The organism is Pedobacter foliorum (assembly GCF_013266735.1).
Taxonomy (GTDB): Bacteria; Bacteroidota; Bacteroidia; order Sphingobacteriales; family Sphingobacteriaceae; genus Pedobacter; species Pedobacter foliorum.
This window is the reverse complement of sequence record NZ_JABSNU010000027.1, coordinates 1-21,356: the sequence shown is the minus strand read 5'-3', so window position 1 is coordinate 21,356 and position 21,356 is coordinate 1. Positions and strand designations below refer to the sequence as shown.

The window sequence follows — 21,356 nt, the reverse complement described above, 5'->3', positions numbered from 1 at the left end:
TGTACACTTCAAGAAATATTCAAAGAAAAAAGGCATAGTAAGGAAATACTCAGGACGGATCTCACAACAAACAAAAAAGGAAGCCGTATCATCTTTTGATTAATGATACGGCTTCTTTTTTGGAGTATAATTAATTTTTAACCTTTATCCTAAAACTACACAGCTGATAGCTATGGTTGGAAATCTGAAGGAATGATAATTACCTTTGCCGTAATTGGTTTTGTTGGGGCAGCAGGTATTAGTTTATCTGTATCAGAATTTTGTATGAAAACTCTTATTTCTCCTTTTGTAAATTCATAACTATATGCGGTAAAATTAAATGTATGGGGTAATGGTTTCTGAACATTTGCATTATCAGGATCAGTTATGTAAACCAATACACCCTCGTCATCTAAAGTTATATTGTCAATTTCTGGAATATCCAGTATTGTGGTATACGTATCTTTATTTGCATTTAACGTCCAAGAGCTTGGCTTTATCGTATAGATGAAAGTCCTGTTAGGCGTCGTTTGATTAACGATGGTGTCTTTTTTGCACGACACTAAGCCTAGCGTAGTGGTACAAAGGATTAAAAATAAAAGCTTTTTCATGTGATTTGTGTGTTTTAAATTTAGTTAAGCAAATTTATTGCCATAAAATTTGTAATTAAATTGTTCTACAGAATATTGTTGTACTCCATAAAGTTAAACCAAATATTCGAAAAGTGTTTTATCATTGTTAAGTTCTATAATTTCAAACTTAAACTCCTTCATTCTTTGCACTAAAGCATCATAATCAGCACGATGAGTTAACTCGATGCCAACCAATGCAGGGCCATTTTCTTTATTGGTTTTTTTAATAAACTCAAAACGCGTAATGTCATCATGCGGTCCAAGTACATTGTTTACAAAAAGCTTAAGTGCTCCTGGCCTTTGCGGAAAACGAACAATGAAGTAATGCTTAAGTCCTTCGTAAAGCAAAGACTTCTCTTTGATTTCCTGCATGCGCTCGATGTCATTATTACCACCACTTATTACACAAACTACTGTTTTCCCTTTTATTTTATCCTTACAAGCATCAAGTACGGCTACAGATAATGCTCCGGCTGGCTCAACTACAATAGCATCTTCGTTGTAAAGTTTTAATATTGTGGTACAAATTTTTCCTTCGGCAACCAGTAACATGTTGTCAAGTACCTTTGTACAGAGTTCGTAAGTTAGGTTACCCACGCGCTTTACAGAAGCGCCATCAACGAAACGATTGATTTCAGGTAAAGTTATGGGGCCACCATGCTCAAATGCTTTTAGCATAGATGGGGCGCCTTCAGGTTCAACACCTATCAACCGTATATTTGGAATTTCGTTCTTTAAATAGCTTCCAACTCCGGCAGCTAAACCACCACCACCAATTGGCATAATCACAACCTCAACACCAGGTAGATCTTCTAATATTTCTACACCAACAGTACCCTGACCTTCAATAATGCTATAATTATCAAATGGAGGGATAAAAGTCATGTTGTGTTCTTTGGTATAAGCCAAAGCTTCCATCAGGCAGTCGTCAAAAGTATCTCCAACTAAAATCAGTTCTACACTGCCGTTGCCAAACATTTCTGTTTGTTTAACCTTTTGTCTAGGTGTAATTTCGGGCATAAAAATAACGCCTTTGGTGCCGAGTTTATCGCAAGAGAAAGCAACGCCCTGTGCATGATTTCCGGCACTGGCGCAAACAACTCCGCGACTCAATTCTTCTGGAGTTAACTGACTGATCATGTTGTAAGCGCCACGCAATTTGTACGAGCGTACAATTTGAAGGTCTTCACGCTTTAAGTATATTTCACACTCGTATTTTTCAGATAACTTAGAGTTGTAGATGAGCGGGGTATGCTTTACAACATCTGCTAATCGTTGCGATGCGGCTTTGGAATCTAATTTAACAGTATTCTCTGTCATGGTTTCTGAAATGTATAAAGGGGCGGTATTATTGAAGTTTGAACTTCTTTTAAAACGCTGTTATTCTGTTAAACGCCGTCATCCTGAATTTATTTCAGGACCCCACACATGTTATTAGAAACCTGCTAAAACGGGATCCTGAAATAAATTCAGGATGACGGGTATTTAATGCATTGATAATGAAAAGCTGCTTAGCTATTATATAATAGCTAAGCAGCTATATATTCTAAACTATTAGATGTTTTTAGCTAACCAATCGCCAACTTCACTTGTTTTGTATGCTTTGTTTTTTCCTGAAAGGTCTTCAGTAACGATACCTTCTGCAAGAGATTTGTTTACTACAGCTCTAATCAATTCTGCTTCTTCTTTTAATCCGAAAGCATCTTCGAACATCATTGCAGCAGATAATACAGTAGCTAAAGGGTTAGCGATGTCTTTACCTGCAGCTTGAGGATATGAACCGTGAATTGGCTCAAATAAAGATGTATGAACACCGATAGAAGCAGATGGCATTAGGCCCATAGAACCAGAAATTACAGATGCTTCGTCAGTTAAAATATCACCAAATAAGTTTTCAGTGATCAATACATCGTATGAATTTGGCCATTGAACCAAACGCATCGCAACTGCATCAACAAACTCGTAACTTACAGTAACCTCAGGGAAATCTTTTTCCATGTCTTGTACTGTTTCTCTCCACAAACGTGAAGTTTCCAATACGTTAGCTTTATCTACGCAGCAAAGTCTTTTGCTACGAGTCATAGCCATTTCAAAGCCTAATTTAGCAAGGCGCTGAACTTCTTCTCTAGTATAAGTACAAGTATCGAAAGCAGTATTGCCATCGTCTTTTCTACCTCTTTCGCCGAAATAAATACCACCTGTTAATTCACGTAAGATGATAAGATCGGTACCTTCAATACGCTCTCTTTTTAAAGGAGAGTTGTCAATTAAAGATGGGAAAGTAAATGTTGGACGAACGTTTGCAAATAAGCCCAGTTTTTTACGCATTTTTAGAAGTCCTTGTTCCGGACGAACGGTAGCTTTTGGATCATTGTCATAACGTGGATGACCAATAGCTCCAAATAAAACAGCATCCGCTGCCATACAGATATCGTGTGTTGCATCCGGATAAGGCTCGCCAACAGCATCAATTGCACAAGCGCCGGTTAGGGCAGAAGTCCATACAATTTCGTGATTAAATTTTTGTGCTACGGCATTTGATACCTTAACTGCCTGATCAATAACCTCAGGTCCAATTCCATCTCCCGCTAAAAGAGCGATATTAAGTTTCATATATTTTCTAATTGTGTTTTTTAATATTTGTTTAATTATAGCCAGTTTTTTGTTATGATACTAATTTTACCCTTAAATAATGTTCAACATTTTCTGGGTAGCCTTAATAGCACAAACTGTCTGATCTGAATCAAGTCCTCTGGTTATAAAAACTTTCTGATCAGTTTCCCAGGTAATAATTGTTTCGCATAAGGCGTCCGAATTACTTCCGGGAGCTATCCTTACAGCATAATCAATCAGTTTTGGTAAGCTTCTTTGTTTCTTGGCGTAAACGTTGGTTAGTGCATTCATAAATGCATCAAACTGACCATCGCCTTGCGCATTTTCTTCAAACTTTTCTCCTTCAATTACCACAGAAATGGTTGCTGATGGGCGTAAACCCATTGCATTCATCAAAACGTAAGATTCTACAACGACCTTTTCTTCGTAAAGGCTACTGTCTAATACATCCGAAATGATGTAAGGAAGATCTTCTTTGGTTACTGTTTCTTTTTTGTCGCCTAATTCAATAACCCTTTGAGTTACTTTCTTTAGGTCGGCATCGTTTAGTTTTAAGCCTAATTCTTGTAGGTTTTTTTCAATATTGGCTTTGCCGGAAGTCTTTCCTAATGCATAACTGCGTTTTCTACCGAAACGTTCTGGTAGAAGGTCGTTAAAGTATAAATTGTTTTTGTTGTCACCATCAGCATGAATACCTGCTGTTTGGGTGAACACATTGTCGCCAACAATAGGTTTGTTTGAAGGGATTCGAACACCGGAAAATGTTTCGACGAGCTTACTAACTTTATAAATTGATGATTCTTTAAGCCCTACTTCAACCTCAGGAGCAAAGTCGTTAATTACCGCAATAGCACTAGCCATCGCTGCATTCCCGGCTCTTTCGCCCATACCGTTTACCGTTAAATGTAAACCACTTATTCCGGCTTTTACAGATTCCAATACATTTGCTGTACCAAGATCATAGTCGTTATGCGCGTGGAAATCAAAATGGGTATCAGGGTATTTTAGTTTAAGCTCAGTAATATATTTAAAGGTTTCGCCAGGTGTTAAAATACCTAGCGTATCCGGTAATAATATTCTTTTTATAGGCTGAGTAGTCAGAAAATCTAATAACTGTAAAACATACTCCGGAGAGTTACGCATGCCATTACTCCAATCTTCTAAATAAACATTGGTAGCAATGTTGTTGGCAATAGCAAGATCAATAACATGCTTAATTTCTGCAAAATGCTGTTCAGGTGTTTTTTTAAGCTGATGCGTTAAATGGTTTAATGAACCTTTGGTTAGCAGGTTTTGAACTTTAACACCTGCGTTTAGCATCCACTCAATAGAAACGCCATTATCTACAAAAGACAATACTTCAATGCGATCTGCATATCCGTTTGCTTCTGCCCAATTTATAACGGCTTTTACAGCCTGAAATTCTCCGTCAGATACACGTGCAGAAGCAATTTCAGCCCTATCTACATGGAGTTCTTCCAATAGTAGCTGGGCTATGGTTAACTTTTCTGAAATGGAAAAAGACACACCCGATGTTTGTTCTCCATCGCGGAGTGTAGTATCCATTATCTCTATTTTCCTTCTTTCCATGTACGGGATCTTACGTTGTTTTCTTTATACTCATCGTCATCCTGAATTTATTTTGCTTCGCAGCTTCGTTGAGGTCGGGATGACGATGAGTAGCTTACATTGTCTCTTAAAGAGGAAGTTGCAATGCAAACTCTTCTATTTCTGGTTTTATGCTTTGTAGGTAATCGATGTCATCGAAACCATTCAACATGTTGTCTTTTTTATAAGGACTAATTTCGAAAGTTTCTTTTTCGCCGGTTGCTAAAAGTGTGATGGTTTGTTCTGGTAAGTTTACTTCCAGTTCAGTATTAGGATCAGCAAAAATTGCAGCAAAGATCTTTTCAGAAAACTCAGGACTAACCTGAACTGGTAATACACCAATGTTTAGGCAGTTGTTTCTAAAGATATCAGCAAAGAAGCTTGATACTACACATCTGAATCCATAGTCATAAACAGACCATGCAGCATGCTCTCTTGATGAACCTGAACCAAAGTTTTTACCACCAACAAGTATTTTTCCGCTATAAATAGGGTTGTTTAATACGAAGTCTTTTTTCGGTGTGTTATCTGGGTTATATCTCCAGTCGCGGAAAAGGTTATCGCCAAATCCAACGCGTTCTGTAGCTTTTAAAAAGCGAGCAGGGATTAACTGATCGGTATCCACGTTTTCAATTGGAAGTGGAACCGCGGTGCTTTTTAGGATATTAAATTTATCGTAGGCCATTTTAATCTTTTAAGTGTGTTTAGACAAGTTCTTCAATTAATGTTCTTGGGTCTGTAACCACGCCGGTAACAGCTGCAGCTGCAGCAACTAACGGACTGGCTAACATGGTTCTTGAACCAGGACCTTGTCTTCCTTCAAAATTTCTGTTCGAGGTACTTACAGCATATTTTCCTGCAGGTATCTTATCGTCGTTCATTGCTAAACAAGCAGAACAACCAGGTTGGCGTAATTCAAAGCCAGCTTCAGTTAAAATGTCAAGTAAACCTTCTTCTTTAATCTGAGCTTCAACGATATGAGAACCAGGAACTAACCATACAGTTACATCATCAGCTTTGTGTCTGCCTTTTACGATAGAAGTAAATGCTCTGAAATCTTCGATACGACCATTGGTACAGCTACCAACAAACACGAAATCAATTTTCTTACCTATCATAGACTCGCCTTCGGCAAAGCCCATATAACCTAATGATTTAGCATAGGTTGCAGCACCACCTTCTGCGTGAGCAGCATCAGGGATGTCATGAGAAATTCCCATTCCCATTCCCGGGTTAGTACCGTAAGTAATCATTGGCTCAATTGATGAACCATCGAAAGTTAGTTCTTTATCGAAAACAGCATCAGCATCAGTTTTTAACGTTTTGTAATAAGCTAATGCTTTATCCCAAGCTTCGCCTTTAGGGCTAAACTCACGACCTTTTACGTATTCGATAGTAGTTTCATCCGGAGCAATCATACCGCCACGGGCACCCATTTCGATACTTAAGTTACAAACCGTCATACGGCCTTCCATAGTCATGTTTTCGAAAACATCACCGGCATACTCAACAAAGTATCCAGTTGCACCAGAAGTAGTAAGTTGAGAAATGATGAACAATGCAACGTCTTTAGGAGTAACACCTACACCTAATTTACCATTCACATTGATACGCATTTTTTTAGGTTTTGGCTGCATAATGCACTGAGTAGAAAGTACCATTTCTACTTCAGAAGTGCCAATACCAAAAGCGATAGCACCAAAAGCACCATGCGTAGAAGTATGTGAATCACCACAAACGATGGTAGCACCAGGTTGTGTAATTCCGTATTCTGGACCTACAACATGGACAATACCATTTTTTTGGTGACCTAATCCCCAGTGACTGATACCATACTCATTAGAGTTAGACTCTAATGCCTTTAACTGGTTAGCTGAAAGTGGATCAGCAACAGGTAAATGCTGGTTAATTGTTGGCGTGTTATGATCTGCCGTAGCAAATGTACGCTCAGGGTATAATACTTTTATTCCTCTGCTTTTTAAACCTAAAAAGGCAACAGGACTTGTTACTTCGTGGATAAGGTGGCGATCGATAAAAAGCACATCTGGGCCTCCTTCAATCTTACGTACCACGTGAGTGTCCCAAACCTTATCAAATAATGTTTTGCTCATTTTTTTTCTTTTTTATTGTGAATTCCTTTTGTGAATAGGGGTTAAGCCAATTGTTGCTTGCCCATCATCGACAAAAGATCTTCATCATTAATATCTAATTTACTGTCTGCCACTGTAAGGAAGCGATGGTAAGCGTCGCTCAATTCCTCTTTGCTTAAGTTAAAACCTAAGCGCTCCAAATGGAACTTTAAAGCATGTCTGCCGCTACGTGCGGTAAGTACAATACTTGCATCAGGGAAACCAACATCTTCAGGGCGTATAATTTCGTAGTTTTCGCGGTTTTTTAAGAATCCATCCTGGTGAATACCTGAACTGTGCGCAAATGCATTGCTACCAACAATTGCTTTATTTGGTTGTACCGGCATACGCATTTGTGAACTTACCATGCGGCTCAACTCATAAAAGTTTTTAGTGTTGATATTGGTATGTAAACCTAATACCTGGTGTGTCTTCAAAATCATGACGACCTCTTCAATAGAGGTATTACCTGCACGCTCGCCGATGCCATTAATAGTACCTTCAATTTGACGGGCACCGTTTTGTAAACCTGCAATTGAATTTGCTGTAGCTAAACCTAAATCATTATGGCAATGCACAGAAATGATGGCATTGTCAATGTTTTTTACGTTCTCTTTCAAGAACTTGATTTTGCTTCCGTATTGATCAGGTAAGCAATAACCGTTTGTATCAGGTATGTTTACCACAGTAGCACCGGCTGCAATAACAGCTTCTACCATTTGGGCTAGGAAACGTTCATCTGCACGACCAGCATCTTCTGCATAGAATTCAATATCCTCTACAAATTGTTTGGCATATTTAACAGCTTCAACAGCACGCGCTAAGATATCTTCTCTTGTACTGTTAAATTTATGTTTAATGTGCATATCAGACGAGCCAATACCTGTATGGATTCGCGGACGTTTTGCATATTTCAATGCAGCAACTGCAGAATCAATATCGCCTTTATTTGCACGTGTAAGTGCACAAATGATAGGCTCAGATACAGCTTTAGAAAGCTCTACCACACTTTGGAAATCACCTGGACTTGAAATAGGGAAACCTGCTTCAATAATATCCACACCAAGAGCTTCCAATTCCTTAGCAATTTCTATTTTCTCTGGGGTTGTTAATTGGCAACCCGGCACTTGTTCACCATCACGCAACGTGGTGTCAAACACATAAACTCTATTTGGATCGTGTAACATAATTTTCTTTTTAAGTTAGTATAGGTTTCTTGTGCAATATTTCAACGGAGTTTACCTCACCGTTCTCTAATAAAATTCTTTTCTCAATACAGCCCGGTATTTGTGATTCAAAATGGCCAACATATATTAGTGTTGTTCCGTTTTTGCACAATTCATCAACCAGTTTGTTAAAATGCAATGTTTGTTGTTGATCTAGTCCCTGGCAAGGTTCATCAAGTATCAGTAGCTCCGGATTTTTTACAATGGTACGGGCTAATAGTGCCAATCTTTGTTTGCCAAGAGGAAGTTCATTCATCAGGGTGTTTTTGTATTCATCAAGCCCGAAATAATGAATTAATTCATCAGTCTGTGCTTTTTTTGAATATCCCGGATCGCAGAATAAGCCTGAGCTATCATAAAATCCTGAAACAATACTTTGCCAAACAGTTGCCGAAGGATCAAAATACCAATGTAATTCTGGTGATATTAAACCTATTCGTTCTTTAATCTCCCAGATACTTTCTCCGCTTCCTCTTTTGTTTCCAAATAAATGGAAATCATTAGCGTAAGCCTGAGGGTGATCGCCACAGATTAAACTTAACAGGGTTGATTTTCCAGAGCCATTATGGCCATGTAACACCCATTTTTCTCCTGCTTTAACTTCCCAGTTGATATCTTTTAATACCTGTTTCTCGCCATAGCTGATATTTACATTGATCATTTTAATGATCTCTTCTGATGAAGCATTTATAACTGCTTCGCTCAAAAATGTAGGCACCTGCTTGTCGAAGGTTTCTATATCATTCCAGCTACGTTCATCAGCAGAAATTTCTACTAGCTTGCCTTCTTCAATAGTCGCGATGCGATTGATGCATGAGGGCAATTCGGTTTCATTGCTGATTAAAATCAACTGTGAACCTGCTTCAGAAATTTCTTCAAGTAAAAGGTTTAAGTTTTTACGTGAAAGTACATCCAATCCGTTGTACGGAAGATCTAGGATTAACAACTGAGGCTTTAACCATAAGGCCTTAACCAATTGTAATTTCTTATGTTCTCCGCTGGATAACTGGATAAGTGTTGAGTTTTTCAATTCTGAAAAACCTAATGCGGCTAAAATTCCGTCTACTTCATTAAATTGAAGTGCATGTTTTTTGCCGAAACTTTCCAATTCAGCTTTTACTGTGGCTGTAGTTTCTGTAGACTGCTTATTGTAACGCTGTTGATAGTAGAAATTAGACTGACCTTCTAAATCTTTAAATTGAAACCAATTAGCCACGTAATAGGCTAATGCAGGTAAGCTGCTTTGAGGATTAAAACTAGTTTCAATATTGCTGTAACTATGGCCTATTCTAGCAATAGCTTTTGCTAATGAGGTTTTGCCACTTCCGCTTGTGCCGCATACCAACCAATTTTCATTAGCATTTATAGTCCAGTTCAAATCCTGCAACACAGGTTTGTTCCGGTACTTTAAATTTAGGTTGGTGATATGGACGACGGGTTTTGACATTATATTGTTTTTGTAAGCAGCTGTATCAGATACAGCTGCTTTACTTTATTGTTATGCTGTTTTGATCGATTTCATTGCAGTCATCGCTTTTCTTAATCTAGCGCCAACTACTTCTACTTCATGAGAACGAAGAACTTCATTGATAGCAATTAGTGTTCTGTTATCAACTGAACCATCTTTACCTTCGTTAAAGTTTTTACCAACTAGGTCAGTATCTACTTTAGTCATGAAATCAGCTAATAATGGTTTACAAGCGTAATCAAATAAGTAACAACCGTATTCAGCAGTATCAGAAATAACACGGTTCATTTCGAATAACTTTTTACGTGCAATTGTATTTGCAATAAGTGGAGTTTCGTGTAATGACTCGTAGTAAGCAGATTCTGGTTTAATACCAGCTTGTACCATTGTTTCGAAAGCCAACTCAACACCTGCTCTAACAAAAGCAACCATTAAAGTATAGTTATCAAAATATTCTTGCTCACCAATTTTAACATCACCGGCAGGAGTTTTTTCAAAAGCAGTTTCGCCAGTAGCTGCACGCCATGCTAATAAGTTTTTATCACCAGCAGCCCAGTCTTCCATCATTGTACGGCTAAATTCACCGCTCATGATGTCATCCTGATGTTTTTGGAATAAAGGACGCATAATGTCTTTTAATTCTTCTGAGATTTCAAAAGCTTTAACTTTAGCTACATTGCTTAATCTGTCCATCATACCAGATACACCACCATGCTTTAATGCTTCAGTAATTACCTCAACACCGTATTGAACAAGTTTAGACGCGTAACCAGCATCGATTCCTTTTTCAACCATTTTATCAAATGAAAGGATTGAACCAGTTTGTAACAAACCACAAAGAATAGTTTGCTCACCCATTAAATCTGATTTTACTTCAGCAACAAAAGATGATTTTAAAACACCAGCTCTGTGGCCACCAGTACCAACACAGTAAGCTTTAGCTTGTGCTAAACCTTTTCCTTCAGGATCATTCTCAGGGTGTACAGCGATTAGGGTAGGTACACCAAAACCTCTTACATATTCTGCTCTTACTTCACTTCCTGGGCATTTTGGAGCTACCATGATAACCGTAATGTCCTTACGGATCTGCATTCCTTCTTCCACAATGTTGAAACCATGTGAGTACAATAAAGTAGCACCTTGTTTCATCAACGGCATAACTGCGTTTACAACGGCAGTATGTTGTTTATCAGGAGTAAGGTTGATCACTACATCAGCTGTAGGAATTAATTCTTCGTAAGTGCCAACAGTAAAGTTGTTTTCTGTCGCATTTTTCCATGAATCTCTTTTGCCTTCGATAGCTTCTTTTCTTAAAGTATAGGCAACATTTAAACCACTATCTCTTAAATTTAAACCTTGGTTAAGGCCTTGTGCACCACAACCTACAATTACCAGTTTTTTTCCTTTTAGTGCATTTACGCCATCAAGAAATTCTGAACTGTCCATGAAATCGCAAACACCTAATTGGTTTAATTTTTCTCTAAGAGGTAATGTGTTAAAATAATTTGACATCGTTTTATTGGTTTTGTTTTTAAGGTTCTTATTTACTTATTATTTATCGCTTTTTTAATTGATGACGCACAGCCATAATGGAAGGAATCATGTATCGGGAAAAACTGAATTGCTTCAATTGTACTGTTTAACTCTACACCATAACTGGTAGTAAAGGCATGGTAAGTTACGAAAACATTATTCCGTAAATCTTTAGCCAGGTCATCAATAGTACTGAGCATCAGTTTTTTTAAATCATTTATTTCTTCAGCTTCAATGAACTTTTCAGGTTTTGTCCCTTTTTGGTAAGACAAGATATACTGAGGATCGATAGTAGGAGTAAGCCCTGCTAGCTTATAGCAAAGCAATTGCTGACTTACTATTATATGTCCGAAATTCCAGATCATATTGTTGTTAAAACCTGTCGGCACCTCATTTAATTCTTCAATTGTTGATGTTTCAATCAACTCAATAAAGTTTTTTCTGGTTTGTCTTATCGTTGCAAAAAGGTAATTCTCCATCTTATAGTTCTATAATGTTAATTCGCTTTTTAGCGGATTACATGCTAAATACGTTTTTCTCTTTATCAAGGAATTCATTTTCAATCACATCCTCTCCCGGTTCTCTGCGCTCAAACTCTCTAAGTTTGCGGTTAAAGCCATCGCTGTCTTTAATGATCGCTACTCTTGCACTTCTAACAAACTCAATTAAACCGTAAGGTTGTAAAACCTCTATTAGTTTATCGGTTTCTTCTCTGTGTCCGGTAGTTTCAAAAACAGTATAATCTTTTCGGATCACAACTGCTCTTGCACCATTTTCGCGAAGCAAACGCTCTACTGATACTTTCTCTGCGATGGTATCTGTAGGTACTTTATACAGTGCCATTTCTTGCCAGATGATATCCTCGTTAGTATTGTAATATACTTTCAATACTTCAACTTGTTTTTCTATCTGACGGGCAAGCTTGCGAACTACTTCTTCAGTTTCGTGAATTACGATATTGAAACGGTGAATGTGTTCAATTTCTGAAGGAGAGGTGTTTAAGCTTTCAATGTTAATTTTTCTTCTTGAGAAGATGATGGCTATACGGTTAAGTATGCCGATTCTATTTTCGGTATATGCAGTAATCGTAAATTCCTGTTTTCCGGTTATTTCTATGTCGTTGGAATTGCTCATGATCTTTAATTATTTAAGTCTGATTTCGCTTACACTACTTCCTTGTGGAACCATTGGGAACACGTTGTGTTCTTTGGCAACCATTACCTCTAAAAGGTAAGAACCTTTGTGGTTCAACATTTCGTCGATTGCAGCACCAAGGTCTTCACGCTCTGAAACTTTTTTACCTGCGATGTAATATGAATCGGCAAGTTTTACAAAATCAGGGCTGGTAATGTCAACAAAAGAGTAACGTTTTTCGTGGAACAATTGCTGCCACTGACGAACCATTCCTAAGAATCTGTTGTTCAAAATCATGATTTTAACATCGATGCCACTTTGCATAATGGTTCCTAATTCCTGACAAGTCATTTGGAAACCACCATCACCAATAATAGCAACTACTGTACGATCCGGAGCACCAAACTTAGCACCAATTGCAGCTGGTAAACCAAAGCCCATAGTACCTAAACCACCGCTGGTAATGTTACTTCTGGTTTTGTTAAACTTAGCATAACGACAAGCAACCATTTGATGTTGACCAACATCGGTAACAATAACAGCGTCACCTTTGGTTAACTCATTTAATTTATTGATAACCTCGCCCATGGTAAGTTCACCAGTTTCAGGGTTTAGTTCTTTTTGTATAACTGTTTCTTGCTCAGTTTTATCATAAGCTCTGAATTCTTCTACCCATTCAGTATGTTCTTTTTGCTCAGCTAGTGCCGTTAACAACGGTAACGTTTCTTTACAATCGCCCCAAACCGGAACGTCTGCTTTTACGTTTTTATCAATTTCTGCAGGGTCTATATCCAAATGGATAACTTTTGCCTGTTTTGCATATTTATCTAAGCGGCCGGTAACACGGTCATCAAAACGCATTCCTATTGCAATTAAAACATCGCAAGAGTTGGTTTGTACGTTAGGACCATAGTTACCATGCATGCCAAGCATACCAACGTTTAATGGGTGATCTGTAGGGATAGCACCTGCACCTAATATTGTCCATGCTGCAGGAATACCTGTTTTCTCTACAAAAGCTTTAAACTCTTGCTCTGCATTACCTAATAATACACCTTGTCCGAATAAGATGAAAGGTTTTTTTGCGCTGTTAATTAACGCTGCTGCCTGCTCAATATATTCTTTTCTGATTAAAGGTTTCGGGCGGTAGCTACGGATATGTTCGCAAGGAGTGTATCCTTCGTATTCGAACATTTGTAACTGCGCGTTTTTGGTAATGTCAATTAAAACCGGTCCTGGTCTACCGCTACGAGCAATGTAAAAAGCTTTTGCAAGTACACTAGGGATTTCATTGGCATCAGTTACCTGATAGTTCCATTTTGTAACAGGAGTGGTGATGTTAATTACATCAGTTTCCTGAAACGCATCAGTACCTAATAGGTGTGCAAAAACCTGACCTGTGATGCAAACCATAGGGGTGCTGTCTATCTGAGCATCAGCCAAACCTGTTACCAGATTGGTTGCGCCAGGACCGCTGGTTGCAAAAACAACGCCGACTTTACCTGAAGTACGTGCATAACCTTGGCCGGCATGTGTGCCGCCTTGCTCATGGCGTACTAAAATATGTTGTAGTTTTTCTTTGTAATCGTATAGTGCATCATAAATAGGCATGATGGCTCCGCCCGGGTAACCAAAAATAGTATCGGTACCTTCAGCTATTAAACCTTCCAATAAAGCTACAGAGCCTGAAACAGTAGTAGTTTTTTTAGGTTCTGTTAAGGTTGTTGCTTCCTCGTGTGCTGTATCCATTGTTGTATATTTAGGTATAGGGGTTTCTAATTAATTAGTCTGTGTAAGCATCTGTAACACAGCCTTCGCTTGCATTGCTTACTTGTTTAAGGTATTTATAGAGTACTCCTTTGGTGACGGGCGGTGGTAACTGTGTCCAAGCCGCACGACGGGTTGCCAATTGCTCTTCAGTTAAATGGACATCTATTGAGTTGTTTACTGCATCAATAGTAATGATGTCATCATCATGAACTAGCGCGATGTTTCCGCCATCCCATGCTTCAGGAGTGATGTGACCTACCACGAAACCGTGAGTACCACCAGAGAAACGACCATCTGTAATTAAAGCAACAGTTTTACCTAAGCCTGCACCAATAATCAATGAAGTAGGTTTCAGCATCTCAGGCATACCAGGGGCACCTTTAGGACCAACCTGTCTGATCACGACCACATCTCCACTTTTCAGGCGTCCACTCTGGATGCCTGCCATGAGCGATTTCTCTCCGTCAAATACACGGGCTGGGCCGGTAAATTTCTCTCCTTCTTTACCACTGATTTTAGCCACAGAGCCTTTAGTTGCAAGGTTACCATAAAGCATTTGTAAGTGTCCGGTTTCTTTAATAGGGTCAGTTATAGGGAATATAATTTTTTGTTTATCAAAGTCAAGATCTACAGCATCAGCAACGTTCTCTGCTAAGGTTTTACCTGTAACAGTGATACAATCGCCATGAACTAAGCCAACTTTTATCAGATATTTTAAAACAGCAGGTACACCACCAATTTCATGTAAATCTTCCATCAGGTAAGTTCCACTTGGTTTTAAATCGCCAAGTACAGGAGTGCTGTCGCTGATTTTTTGGAAATCGCTAAGTTGTAAGTTTAAGCCTACAGATTTAGCCATTGCAATTAAGTGCAACACTGCATTTGTAGAACCACCTAAAACCATTACAGTTACGATAGCATTGTGAAATGCTTTATCAGTCATGATATCTGAAGGAAGGATGTTTCTTTCCAATAAAACTCTGATGGCTTTACCAGCTTCTAAACATTCATTTCTTTTTTCTTCGCTTAATGCAGGGTAAGAAGAGCTATAAGGCAAACTCATACCCAAAGCCTCGATAGCAGAAGCCATAGTGTTAGCTGTATACATACCACCGCATGCACCTGCACCAGGGCAAGCATTTTTGATTACACCCTGGAAATCTTCTTCTGCTAAGTTACCTGCTAATTTTTGTCCCAATGCTTCAAAAGCTGAAACAATGTTTAACGCTTTTCCCTGGTAGTTTCCAGAGTGGATACTTCCACCGTAAACCATGATAGATGGGCGATTTAAACGGCCCATTGCCATGATAGAACCCGGCATGTTTTTATCGCAACCAGGTATAGTGATTAATCCATCGTAGTATTGTCCACCACAAATGGTTTCAATTGAATCTGCAATAACATCTCTTGAAACTAAAGAATAACGCATTCCTTCAGTTCCGTTTGACATACCATCACTAACACCAATAGTGCTGAATGTTAAACCGACCATGTCATTTTTCCATACACCATCTTTAACAATTTTGGCTAAATCATTTAAATGCATGTTGCAGGTGTTTCCATCATATCCCATGCTGGCAATACCAACCTGAGCTTTATCCATATCTGCTTTAGTTAAACCAATTCCGTACAACATTGCTTGTGCAGCCGGTTGTGTAGGGTCTTGAGTAAAAGTTTTACTGTAGCGATTGATTTCTGGTGTTTGTGACATATTATGTGGTTAGGTCTTTTTTGTTATTTACTTATTATAATAGTTATATGATTACTTCGTAATTCTGTTTTTCTAATACCAAAGATCTGTAGGTACGTTGTATTGTTGCGCCAACACTCTCTGTCCATTTTAATGGGAATGTATATTCGTCAACTGATGCTATTCCCGCAATTTCGGTAGCCGTGCCACAGAAAAATGCACTATCTGCATGCTTCAGATCTTTTACGGTTAAATGCTTTTCGACAATTTCTATATCTAAAATATGACATAGCTCTATTACTGTAGCGCGGGTAATGCCTGGCAAAATGTTTCCAAGAGGAGGGGTATACAATTTGCCATTTTTTTCAATAAAGATGTTCGCGCCCGGAGCTTCGGCAATATTTCCATACATATCAAGCAATAAAGCTTCATCAAATCCTTTGCTCTTGGCTTCTGTAGTGGCTAGTATAGAGTTAACATAGTTGCCGCTAACCTTAGCTTCAATAGGAGTGGACTTTGGGTTTGGGCGCTCATAGCTTGAGATTGAAACTTTAAGCAATTTATGACCAAGGTAAGCGTCCCAATCCCATACACAAATCATGATCGAAGCTTCTTTTGCTGCAACCAATGACATAGCTGGTGGACAGTATATTAAAGGACGGATATAAGCATCCTTTAAATTGTTGATTTCTAATAATCTATAAGTCTGCTTTATTAATTTGTTGATGTCCCATGTAAATGGAATATGTACTAATTCTGCAGAACGTTTTAATCTTTCGAAATGTTCTCTTGCTTTAAAAATACGGGTGCCGTTGTGAGTGCCGTAGGCTCTTATCCCTTCAAAAACTGCATAGCCGTAGTGTAACGACTGACCATACAAATCGGCATTTGCATCGGCTGCTTTTTCGAACCGCCCATTTAGGTAAAGAATGGTATTTGAGTTGAAATATTGCATTTTTTGTTAGGTATGTTTTTGTATTTTAGATGTTTCATTAAAAAAGCGCCACTTGTGGTGGCGCTCTAGTATATTTTAAGTATTAAATATTCCTTTATAGCGCCTTTTCCTTCTGAATAATCAGTAGGAGACTTACATTGACAATTACAGTAAATAAGACGTTGATTGAAAGGTTCATATCGTTGTTTAATTTCTTGTTGTTTTATAGAATCCAATTTACCTCTTGGCAGTTAAACTATCAATAGGCTAATGAAAATAAATCAAAAAAAATATAATTCTGTTATTTTTTATTTATTTGAAATAATATTCTTAATTGTATGTTGTTTTCATATCTTAACGTGGTGGTCGCTATACCAAATATGAAATCGGTATTCGGTATAGGTGTTATGCTAGCATTATAAATTCGTGAGTTTTCTTCCTAAAATGTGGAAAACCTTGAAAAAGTTGATTGGAATGTTGGTTTTTTCAGGCCGTATTTTTTATGCATTTTGCTAAAGCGATCGTCATCCTGAATTTATTTCAGAACCACTCAAGAGAAAGACGGCTTAGCGAGTGCGAGGTCCTGAAATAAATTCAGGATGACGATTGCATAATAGGATGACGGGTGTGCATATAACGGATGCGCTTATAAAAAAAACAGCCTGTATCAAATTATGATACAGGCTGTTTTAAATATTGTATGATTAAATATTAGGCAACCCCTTCGGCTAACACAATAATTTTGTTTTTTAAAACTTCAACTACGCCACCTTTAATGTTAAAGGTTTGATCGCCAGCTTTACATTTAATAATTACAGGTCCATCTTCTAAAGTAGAGATGATAGGTGCGTGGTCATGTAGTATCTGGAAAGAACCCATTGTACCCGGAACAGTAACTGCTGTTACGTCACCTTCAAAAACTTTCTTATCTGGGGTTAATATTTCTAGTGTCATATATATATTATGTACGCTTTAAAAATTAAGCGTTTGCTTCGGCTAATAGTTTTTTACCTTTTTCAATAGCTTCTTCAATGCTTCCAACTAAGTTAAATGCAGCTTCTGGATACTCATCAACTTCACCATCCATGATCATGTTAAATCCTTTGATAGTATCTTTGATGTCAACAAGAACTCCTTTTAAGCCTGTAAATTGCTCAGCAACGTGGAAAGGCTGAGACAAGAAACGCTGAACACGACGTGCACGTGATACAACTAATTTATCTTCTTCAGATAACTCGTCCATACCAAGGATTGCAATAATGTCTTGTAATTCTTTATAGCGTTGTAATGTTTCTTTAACACGTTGAGCTGTGTTGTAGTGCTCATCACCTAAAACAGCTGGAGACAAGATACGTGATGTAGAATCCAATGGATCCACAGCAGGATAGATACCTAACTCAGCAATTTTACGAGATAATACAGTTGTAGCATCTAAGTGGGCGAAAGTTGTAGCCGGAGCCGGGTCAGTTAAATCATCCGCAGGAACATAAACAGCCTGTACAGATGTAATTGAACCACGTTTAGTTGAAGTAATACGCTCTTGCATCAAACCCATCTCAGTAGCTAGAGTTGGTTGGTAACCTACAGCAGAAGGCATACGACCTAATAGTGCAGATACCTCAGAACCAGCCTGAGTGAAACGGAAGATGTTATCAACGAAGAAAAGGATATCTTTTCCAGCGCCTTCGCCATCACCATCACGGAAATATTCAGCAACTGTTAATCCTGATAATGCTACACGAGCACGTGCACCAGGAGGCTCGTTCATTTGACCGAAAACCAACGTTGCTTTAGATTCTTTTAATTTTTCAGTATCAACTTTACTCAAATCCCATCCACCTTTTTCCATTGAATGAAGGAAATCTTCACCGTAGTTGATTACACCAGATTCGATAAACTCACGTAAAAGGTCATTACCCTCACGAGTACGCTCACCAACACCAGCAAATACAGATAAACCAGCGTAAGCTTTCGCGATGTTGTTTACCAACTCCATGATCAATACTGTTTTACCTACCCCAGCACCACCAAACAAACCGATTTTACCACCTTTTGCATAAGGCTCTAGTAAGTCGATTACTTTAATACCTGTGAAAAGTACTTCAGTTTCAGTTGATAACTCATCAAATCTTGGAGGGGCATTGTGGATTGGTCTACCGCCAGCTTTGCTAACTGTATTAATACCATCAATAGCTTCACCAACAACATTGAATAAGCGACCTTTAATTTGATCGCCAACTGGCATTTGAATAGGAGCACCAGTATCTACTGCTTTCATTCCACGAACCAAACCATCGGTCGAGTCCATTGCGATTGCACGTACGCGGTCTTCACCAAGATGTTGTTGAACTTCTAAAACGACTTTCTGTCCGTTTTCTTTTTCAATCTCTAATGCAGAGAAAATTTGAGGTAAATGAGCATCGTCAGCAAAACTCACGTCAACTACCGGTCCTATAATCTGCGCTATTTTTCCAATGTTAGGCATATATTGTTTTGGGTAAAATTATAAATATCAATTTGTTAAAGGCTGTTTTATGGGCCTACAATTCGGTTTGCAAAGTTAAAATTTTTATACAAGAAATACATATATAAATAAAAAGTTTTTCCACAGTTTTTTAATCAATATTTTAGCGAGTATTATTGAGGCTCGAATTATGCCTTTTAACGCGTTAAATAGTGATTTTTGCTGTATTATTGGTTGTTGAAAATTGTAAAGAAACATAAATGAAAACCATACTTGTAACAGGAAGTAACGGCCTTTTAGGTCAAAAAATAACGGAGCGGTTATTTACTACGAAGCAATTTAAGCTAATTGCAACATCAAAAGGAGAGGATCGTTTTCCTGTTAAGGATGGGTATATTTATGCTGAAATGAATATTCTGGATCCTCAGAATGTTAGGGAAGTTATAGAACGTTATAAACCTGATGCGATTATTCATACGGCGGCTTTAACCAACGTGGATACTTGTGAGGATCAAAAAGAACTTGCCTATCAGTTAAATGTAGAATCAGTAAAAACCCTGATCTCCATTTGTGAAGAATATGATATCCAACTGGTGCATTTATCAACCGACTTTATTTTTGATGGTGCAAATGGACCTTATACTGAGGAGGCTGCTGTTAGTCCTTTAAGTTATTATGGGGAAACAAAAGTGGAAGCGGAGGAAGCTGTTAAGACTTCGAAATGCAAATGGGCAATATTGCGTACTATATTAGTATACGGTATAGTGAGTGATATGAGTCGGAGTAATATAGTGTTATGGGCTAAGGGTGCTTTAGAAAAAGGCGCTCCAATAAATGTGGTTAACGATCAGTGGAGAATGCCTACGCTTGCTGAGGATTTAGCCGATTGTTGTTTACTTGCTGTTGAGAAGGATGCGCAGGGGATATATAATGCTTCTGGAAAAGACATGATGAGTGTTTGTGAATTGGTAGAAAAAGTAGCTGACTACTGGAAGCTTGATAAAAGCTTGATTCATGAGATCAGTGCAGCAACGCTTAATCAAACTGCAAAACGACCGGTAAGAACAGGATTTGTATTAGATAAGACTATTCATGACCTAGGATATAATCCTCACAGTTTTGAGGAAGGACTGGCAATTTTGGATGATCAATTAAAGAAGTAGTTACCAAGCGGTCATTTTTTGGTTTTTGATTTGAAACAAGTCGTACACAAATTTATATTTGAAAAATAAACTTAATTACAATATGGCATTACAAGTTGGCGATAAAGCCCCAGATTTTAAATTATTCAGTTCTGAGTTGAAAGAAGTATCTCTTTCAGATTATAAAGGGAAAAAAGTTGTAGTACACTTTTTTCCGATGGCATTTACAGGTGTTTGTACTGCTCAGTTATGTACTATGAGAGATAGTTTTGGTTACTATGAAGGAATGAATGCCGCAGTTGTAGGTATTTCAGTCGATTCTCCTTTTACTTTGGCTAAGTTTAAAGAAGATCAAGCTTACCAGTTTCCGTTACTTTCGGATTTTAACAAAGAAATCTCTCAATCTTATGGCGCATTTTACGAGGATTTTGTCTTTAATTTAAAGGGTGTTTCTAAAAGAGCGGCTTTTGTTGTGGATGAAGAAGGAAAAATTAGCCATGCTGAAGTTTTAGAAGATGCAGGTAATATGCCTGATTTTGATGCAATTAAGAAAGCAGTAAAAGCATAATGCTGCCCTGTAAGGGTAATGCTTGGAATAATTTTATAAAAAATGTTGTTATTTTGAATTTCAAGCATTACTTTTGCAGTCCATTAACGAAACGGAATTAATAAAAGAAACGCATTTGTAGCTCAATTGGATAGAGCATCTCACTACGGATGAGAAGGTTTGGGGTTCGAATCCCTACAAGTGCACAAGACAGGATACAGCTAAAAACTGTATCCTTTTTTATTTTATGGCGTTTTTGAGTATTGAAGGGATCAAGCGGAATTCTTGGGGGGAAGGAAATAAATTCTTTCTTTTGCCTTTGTAAATCAAACGACAATTTTTATTTTGAGTCAAGCCGAGTAAACCGGATCAAGCGGAATTCTTGGGGGCATGAAACTTTAAGCATAGATTTTAGAAAGTCTGAACAGAAAGAATTTGACATCTCTTACCCCTCTAGAAGTTGCTCTGAAAGCTTTGACCTTTGCAT

General features: G+C 38.0%; 18 protein-coding genes and 1 tRNA gene. 3 read left to right on the top strand and 16 right to left on the bottom strand.

The window, feature by feature from the left end:
- Positions 1-170: 170 nt before the first annotated feature.
- From HQN83_RS24980 to atpD, 16 genes are all read right to left on the bottom strand, one after another.
- A complete protein-coding gene (locus HQN83_RS24980; RefSeq protein ID WP_173094446.1) occupies positions 171-590 on the bottom strand; it encodes a hypothetical protein in 420 nt (139 codons plus the stop codon).
- A 93-nt stretch (positions 591-683) separates the two neighbouring features.
- Positions 684-1,931, bottom strand: a complete 1,248-nt coding sequence (ilvA, locus tag HQN83_RS24975) for a threonine ammonia-lyase IlvA (RefSeq protein WP_173094444.1) — start codon at positions 1,929-1,931, stop codon at positions 684-686.
- A gap of 234 nt (positions 1,932-2,165) precedes the next feature.
- Positions 2,166-3,224 carry a 3-isopropylmalate dehydrogenase gene (leuB, locus tag HQN83_RS24970; RefSeq protein ID WP_173094442.1) on the bottom strand — a complete coding sequence of 353 codons (1,059 nt, stop codon included), beginning with the start codon at positions 3,222-3,224 and terminating at the stop codon, positions 2,166-2,168.
- Between the two features lie 72 nt (positions 3,225-3,296).
- On the bottom strand, positions 3,297-4,814 hold the full coding sequence (locus HQN83_RS24965) for an alpha-isopropylmalate synthase regulatory domain-containing protein (protein ID WP_173094440.1): 1,518 nt from the start codon (positions 4,812-4,814) through the stop codon (positions 3,297-3,299).
- A 106-nt stretch (positions 4,815-4,920) separates the two neighbouring features.
- A complete protein-coding gene (gene leuD / locus HQN83_RS24960) occupies positions 4,921-5,517 on the bottom strand; it encodes a 3-isopropylmalate dehydratase small subunit (RefSeq protein ID WP_173094438.1) in 597 nt (198 codons plus the stop codon).
- A 19-nt stretch (positions 5,518-5,536) separates the two neighbouring features.
- A complete protein-coding gene (leuC, locus tag HQN83_RS24955) occupies positions 5,537-6,943 on the bottom strand; it encodes a 3-isopropylmalate dehydratase large subunit (protein WP_108203321.1) in 1,407 nt (468 codons plus the stop codon).
- Positions 6,944-6,984: 41 nt separating this feature from the next.
- Entirely contained in the window at positions 6,985-8,148 is a 1,164-nt protein-coding gene (locus HQN83_RS24950; protein WP_173094436.1) for a 2-isopropylmalate synthase, read from the bottom strand.
- A 10-nt stretch (positions 8,149-8,158) separates the two neighbouring features.
- Positions 8,159-9,634, bottom strand: a complete 1,476-nt coding sequence (locus tag HQN83_RS24945; protein ID WP_173094434.1) for an ATP-binding cassette domain-containing protein — start codon at positions 9,632-9,634, stop codon at positions 8,159-8,161.
- A gap of 51 nt (positions 9,635-9,685) precedes the next feature.
- Positions 9,686-11,167 carry a ketol-acid reductoisomerase gene (gene ilvC / locus HQN83_RS24940; RefSeq protein WP_108203324.1) on the bottom strand — a complete coding sequence of 494 codons (1,482 nt, stop codon included), beginning with the start codon at positions 11,165-11,167 and terminating at the stop codon, positions 9,686-9,688.
- Positions 11,168-11,199: 32 nt separating this feature from the next.
- A complete protein-coding gene (locus HQN83_RS24935) occupies positions 11,200-11,667 on the bottom strand; it encodes a DinB family protein (protein ID WP_173094432.1) in 468 nt (155 codons plus the stop codon).
- 37 nt (positions 11,668-11,704) lie between these two features.
- A complete protein-coding gene (gene ilvN / locus HQN83_RS24930; RefSeq protein ID WP_173094430.1) occupies positions 11,705-12,322 on the bottom strand; it encodes an acetolactate synthase small subunit in 618 nt (205 codons plus the stop codon).
- 9 nt (positions 12,323-12,331) lie between these two features.
- Positions 12,332-14,071: a biosynthetic-type acetolactate synthase large subunit gene (gene ilvB / locus HQN83_RS24925; protein ID WP_173094429.1), complete on the bottom strand. Its 1,740-nt coding sequence runs from the start codon at positions 14,069-14,071 to the stop codon at positions 12,332-12,334.
- A gap of 34 nt (positions 14,072-14,105) precedes the next feature.
- Positions 14,106-15,803 (bottom strand): dihydroxy-acid dehydratase, encoded by a 1,698-nt coding sequence (ilvD, locus tag HQN83_RS24920; RefSeq protein ID WP_173094428.1) that lies wholly within the window; start codon positions 15,801-15,803, stop codon positions 14,106-14,108.
- 43 nt (positions 15,804-15,846) lie between these two features.
- Positions 15,847-16,737 (bottom strand): branched-chain amino acid transaminase, encoded by an 891-nt coding sequence (locus tag HQN83_RS24915; protein WP_173094427.1) that lies wholly within the window; start codon positions 16,735-16,737, stop codon positions 15,847-15,849.
- A 690-nt stretch (positions 16,738-17,427) separates the two neighbouring features.
- Positions 17,428-17,670 (bottom strand): ATP synthase F1 subunit epsilon, encoded by a 243-nt coding sequence (gene atpC, locus HQN83_RS24910; protein ID WP_108203330.1) that lies wholly within the window; start codon positions 17,668-17,670, stop codon positions 17,428-17,430.
- A 25-nt stretch (positions 17,671-17,695) separates the two neighbouring features.
- Positions 17,696-19,201, bottom strand: coding sequence for a F0F1 ATP synthase subunit beta (gene atpD / locus HQN83_RS24905; RefSeq protein ID WP_173094426.1), 1,506 nt, complete (start codon positions 19,199-19,201; stop codon positions 17,696-17,698).
- 239 nt (positions 19,202-19,440) lie between these two features.
- On the opposite strand from atpD, the gene HQN83_RS24900 reads away from it, so the two are divergent.
- From HQN83_RS24900 to HQN83_RS24890, 3 genes are all read left to right on the top strand, one after another.
- Positions 19,441-20,343 carry an SDR family oxidoreductase gene (locus HQN83_RS24900; protein ID WP_173094424.1) on the top strand — a complete coding sequence of 301 codons (903 nt, stop codon included), beginning with the start codon at positions 19,441-19,443 and terminating at the stop codon, positions 20,341-20,343.
- 82 nt (positions 20,344-20,425) lie between these two features.
- Positions 20,426-20,890 (top strand): redoxin domain-containing protein, encoded by a 465-nt coding sequence (locus tag HQN83_RS24895; RefSeq protein WP_173094422.1) that lies wholly within the window; start codon positions 20,426-20,428, stop codon positions 20,888-20,890.
- Between the two features lie 111 nt (positions 20,891-21,001).
- Positions 21,002-21,075, top strand: a tRNA-Arg gene (locus HQN83_RS24890).
- Positions 21,076-21,356 lie beyond the last annotated feature (281 nt).

What these genes read in the sequence shown, in the direction of transcription:
- HQN83_RS24980 (WP_173094446.1), bottom strand. Translation starts at nt 590, where the DNA reads ATGAAAAAGCTTTTATTTTTAATCCTTTGTACCACTACGCTAGGCTTA.
- ilvA (WP_173094444.1), bottom strand. Translation starts at nt 1,931, where the DNA reads ATGACAGAGAATACTGTTAAATTAGATTCCAAAGCCGCATCGCAACGA.
- leuB (WP_173094442.1), bottom strand. Translation starts at nt 3,224, where the DNA reads ATGAAACTTAATATCGCTCTTTTAGCGGGAGATGGAATTGGACCTGAG.
- HQN83_RS24965 (WP_173094440.1), bottom strand. Translation starts at nt 4,814, where the DNA reads ATGGAAAGAAGGAAAATAGAGATAATGGATACTACACTCCGCGATGGA.
- leuD (WP_173094438.1), bottom strand. Translation starts at nt 5,517, where the DNA reads ATGGCCTACGATAAATTTAATATCCTAAAAAGCACCGCGGTTCCACTT.
- leuC (WP_108203321.1), bottom strand. Translation starts at nt 6,943, where the DNA reads ATGAGCAAAACATTATTTGATAAGGTTTGGGACACTCACGTGGTACGT.
- HQN83_RS24950 (WP_173094436.1), bottom strand. Translation starts at nt 8,148, where the DNA reads ATGTTACACGATCCAAATAGAGTTTATGTGTTTGACACCACGTTGCGT.
- HQN83_RS24945 (WP_173094434.1), bottom strand. Translation starts at nt 9,634, where the DNA reads ATGTCAAAACCCGTCGTCCATATCACCAACCTAAATTTAAAGTACCGG.
- ilvC (WP_108203324.1), bottom strand. Translation starts at nt 11,167, where the DNA reads ATGTCAAATTATTTTAACACATTACCTCTTAGAGAAAAATTAAACCAA.
- HQN83_RS24935 (WP_173094432.1), bottom strand. Translation starts at nt 11,667, where the DNA reads ATGGAGAATTACCTTTTTGCAACGATAAGACAAACCAGAAAAAACTTT.
- ilvN (WP_173094430.1), bottom strand. Translation starts at nt 12,322, where the DNA reads ATGAGCAATTCCAACGACATAGAAATAACCGGAAAACAGGAATTTACG.
- ilvB (WP_173094429.1), bottom strand. Translation starts at nt 14,071, where the DNA reads ATGGATACAGCACACGAGGAAGCAACAACCTTAACAGAACCTAAAAAA.
- ilvD (WP_173094428.1), bottom strand. Translation starts at nt 15,803, where the DNA reads ATGTCACAAACACCAGAAATCAATCGCTACAGTAAAACTTTTACTCAA.
- HQN83_RS24915 (WP_173094427.1), bottom strand. Translation starts at nt 16,737, where the DNA reads ATGCAATATTTCAACTCAAATACCATTCTTTACCTAAATGGGCGGTTC.
- atpC (WP_108203330.1), bottom strand. Translation starts at nt 17,670, where the DNA reads ATGACACTAGAAATATTAACCCCAGATAAGAAAGTTTTTGAAGGTGAC.
- atpD (WP_173094426.1), bottom strand. Translation starts at nt 19,201, where the DNA reads ATGCCTAACATTGGAAAAATAGCGCAGATTATAGGACCGGTAGTTGAC.
- HQN83_RS24900 (WP_173094424.1), top strand. Translation starts at nt 19,441, where the DNA reads ATGAAAACCATACTTGTAACAGGAAGTAACGGCCTTTTAGGTCAAAAA.
- HQN83_RS24895 (WP_173094422.1), top strand. Translation starts at nt 20,426, where the DNA reads ATGGCATTACAAGTTGGCGATAAAGCCCCAGATTTTAAATTATTCAGT.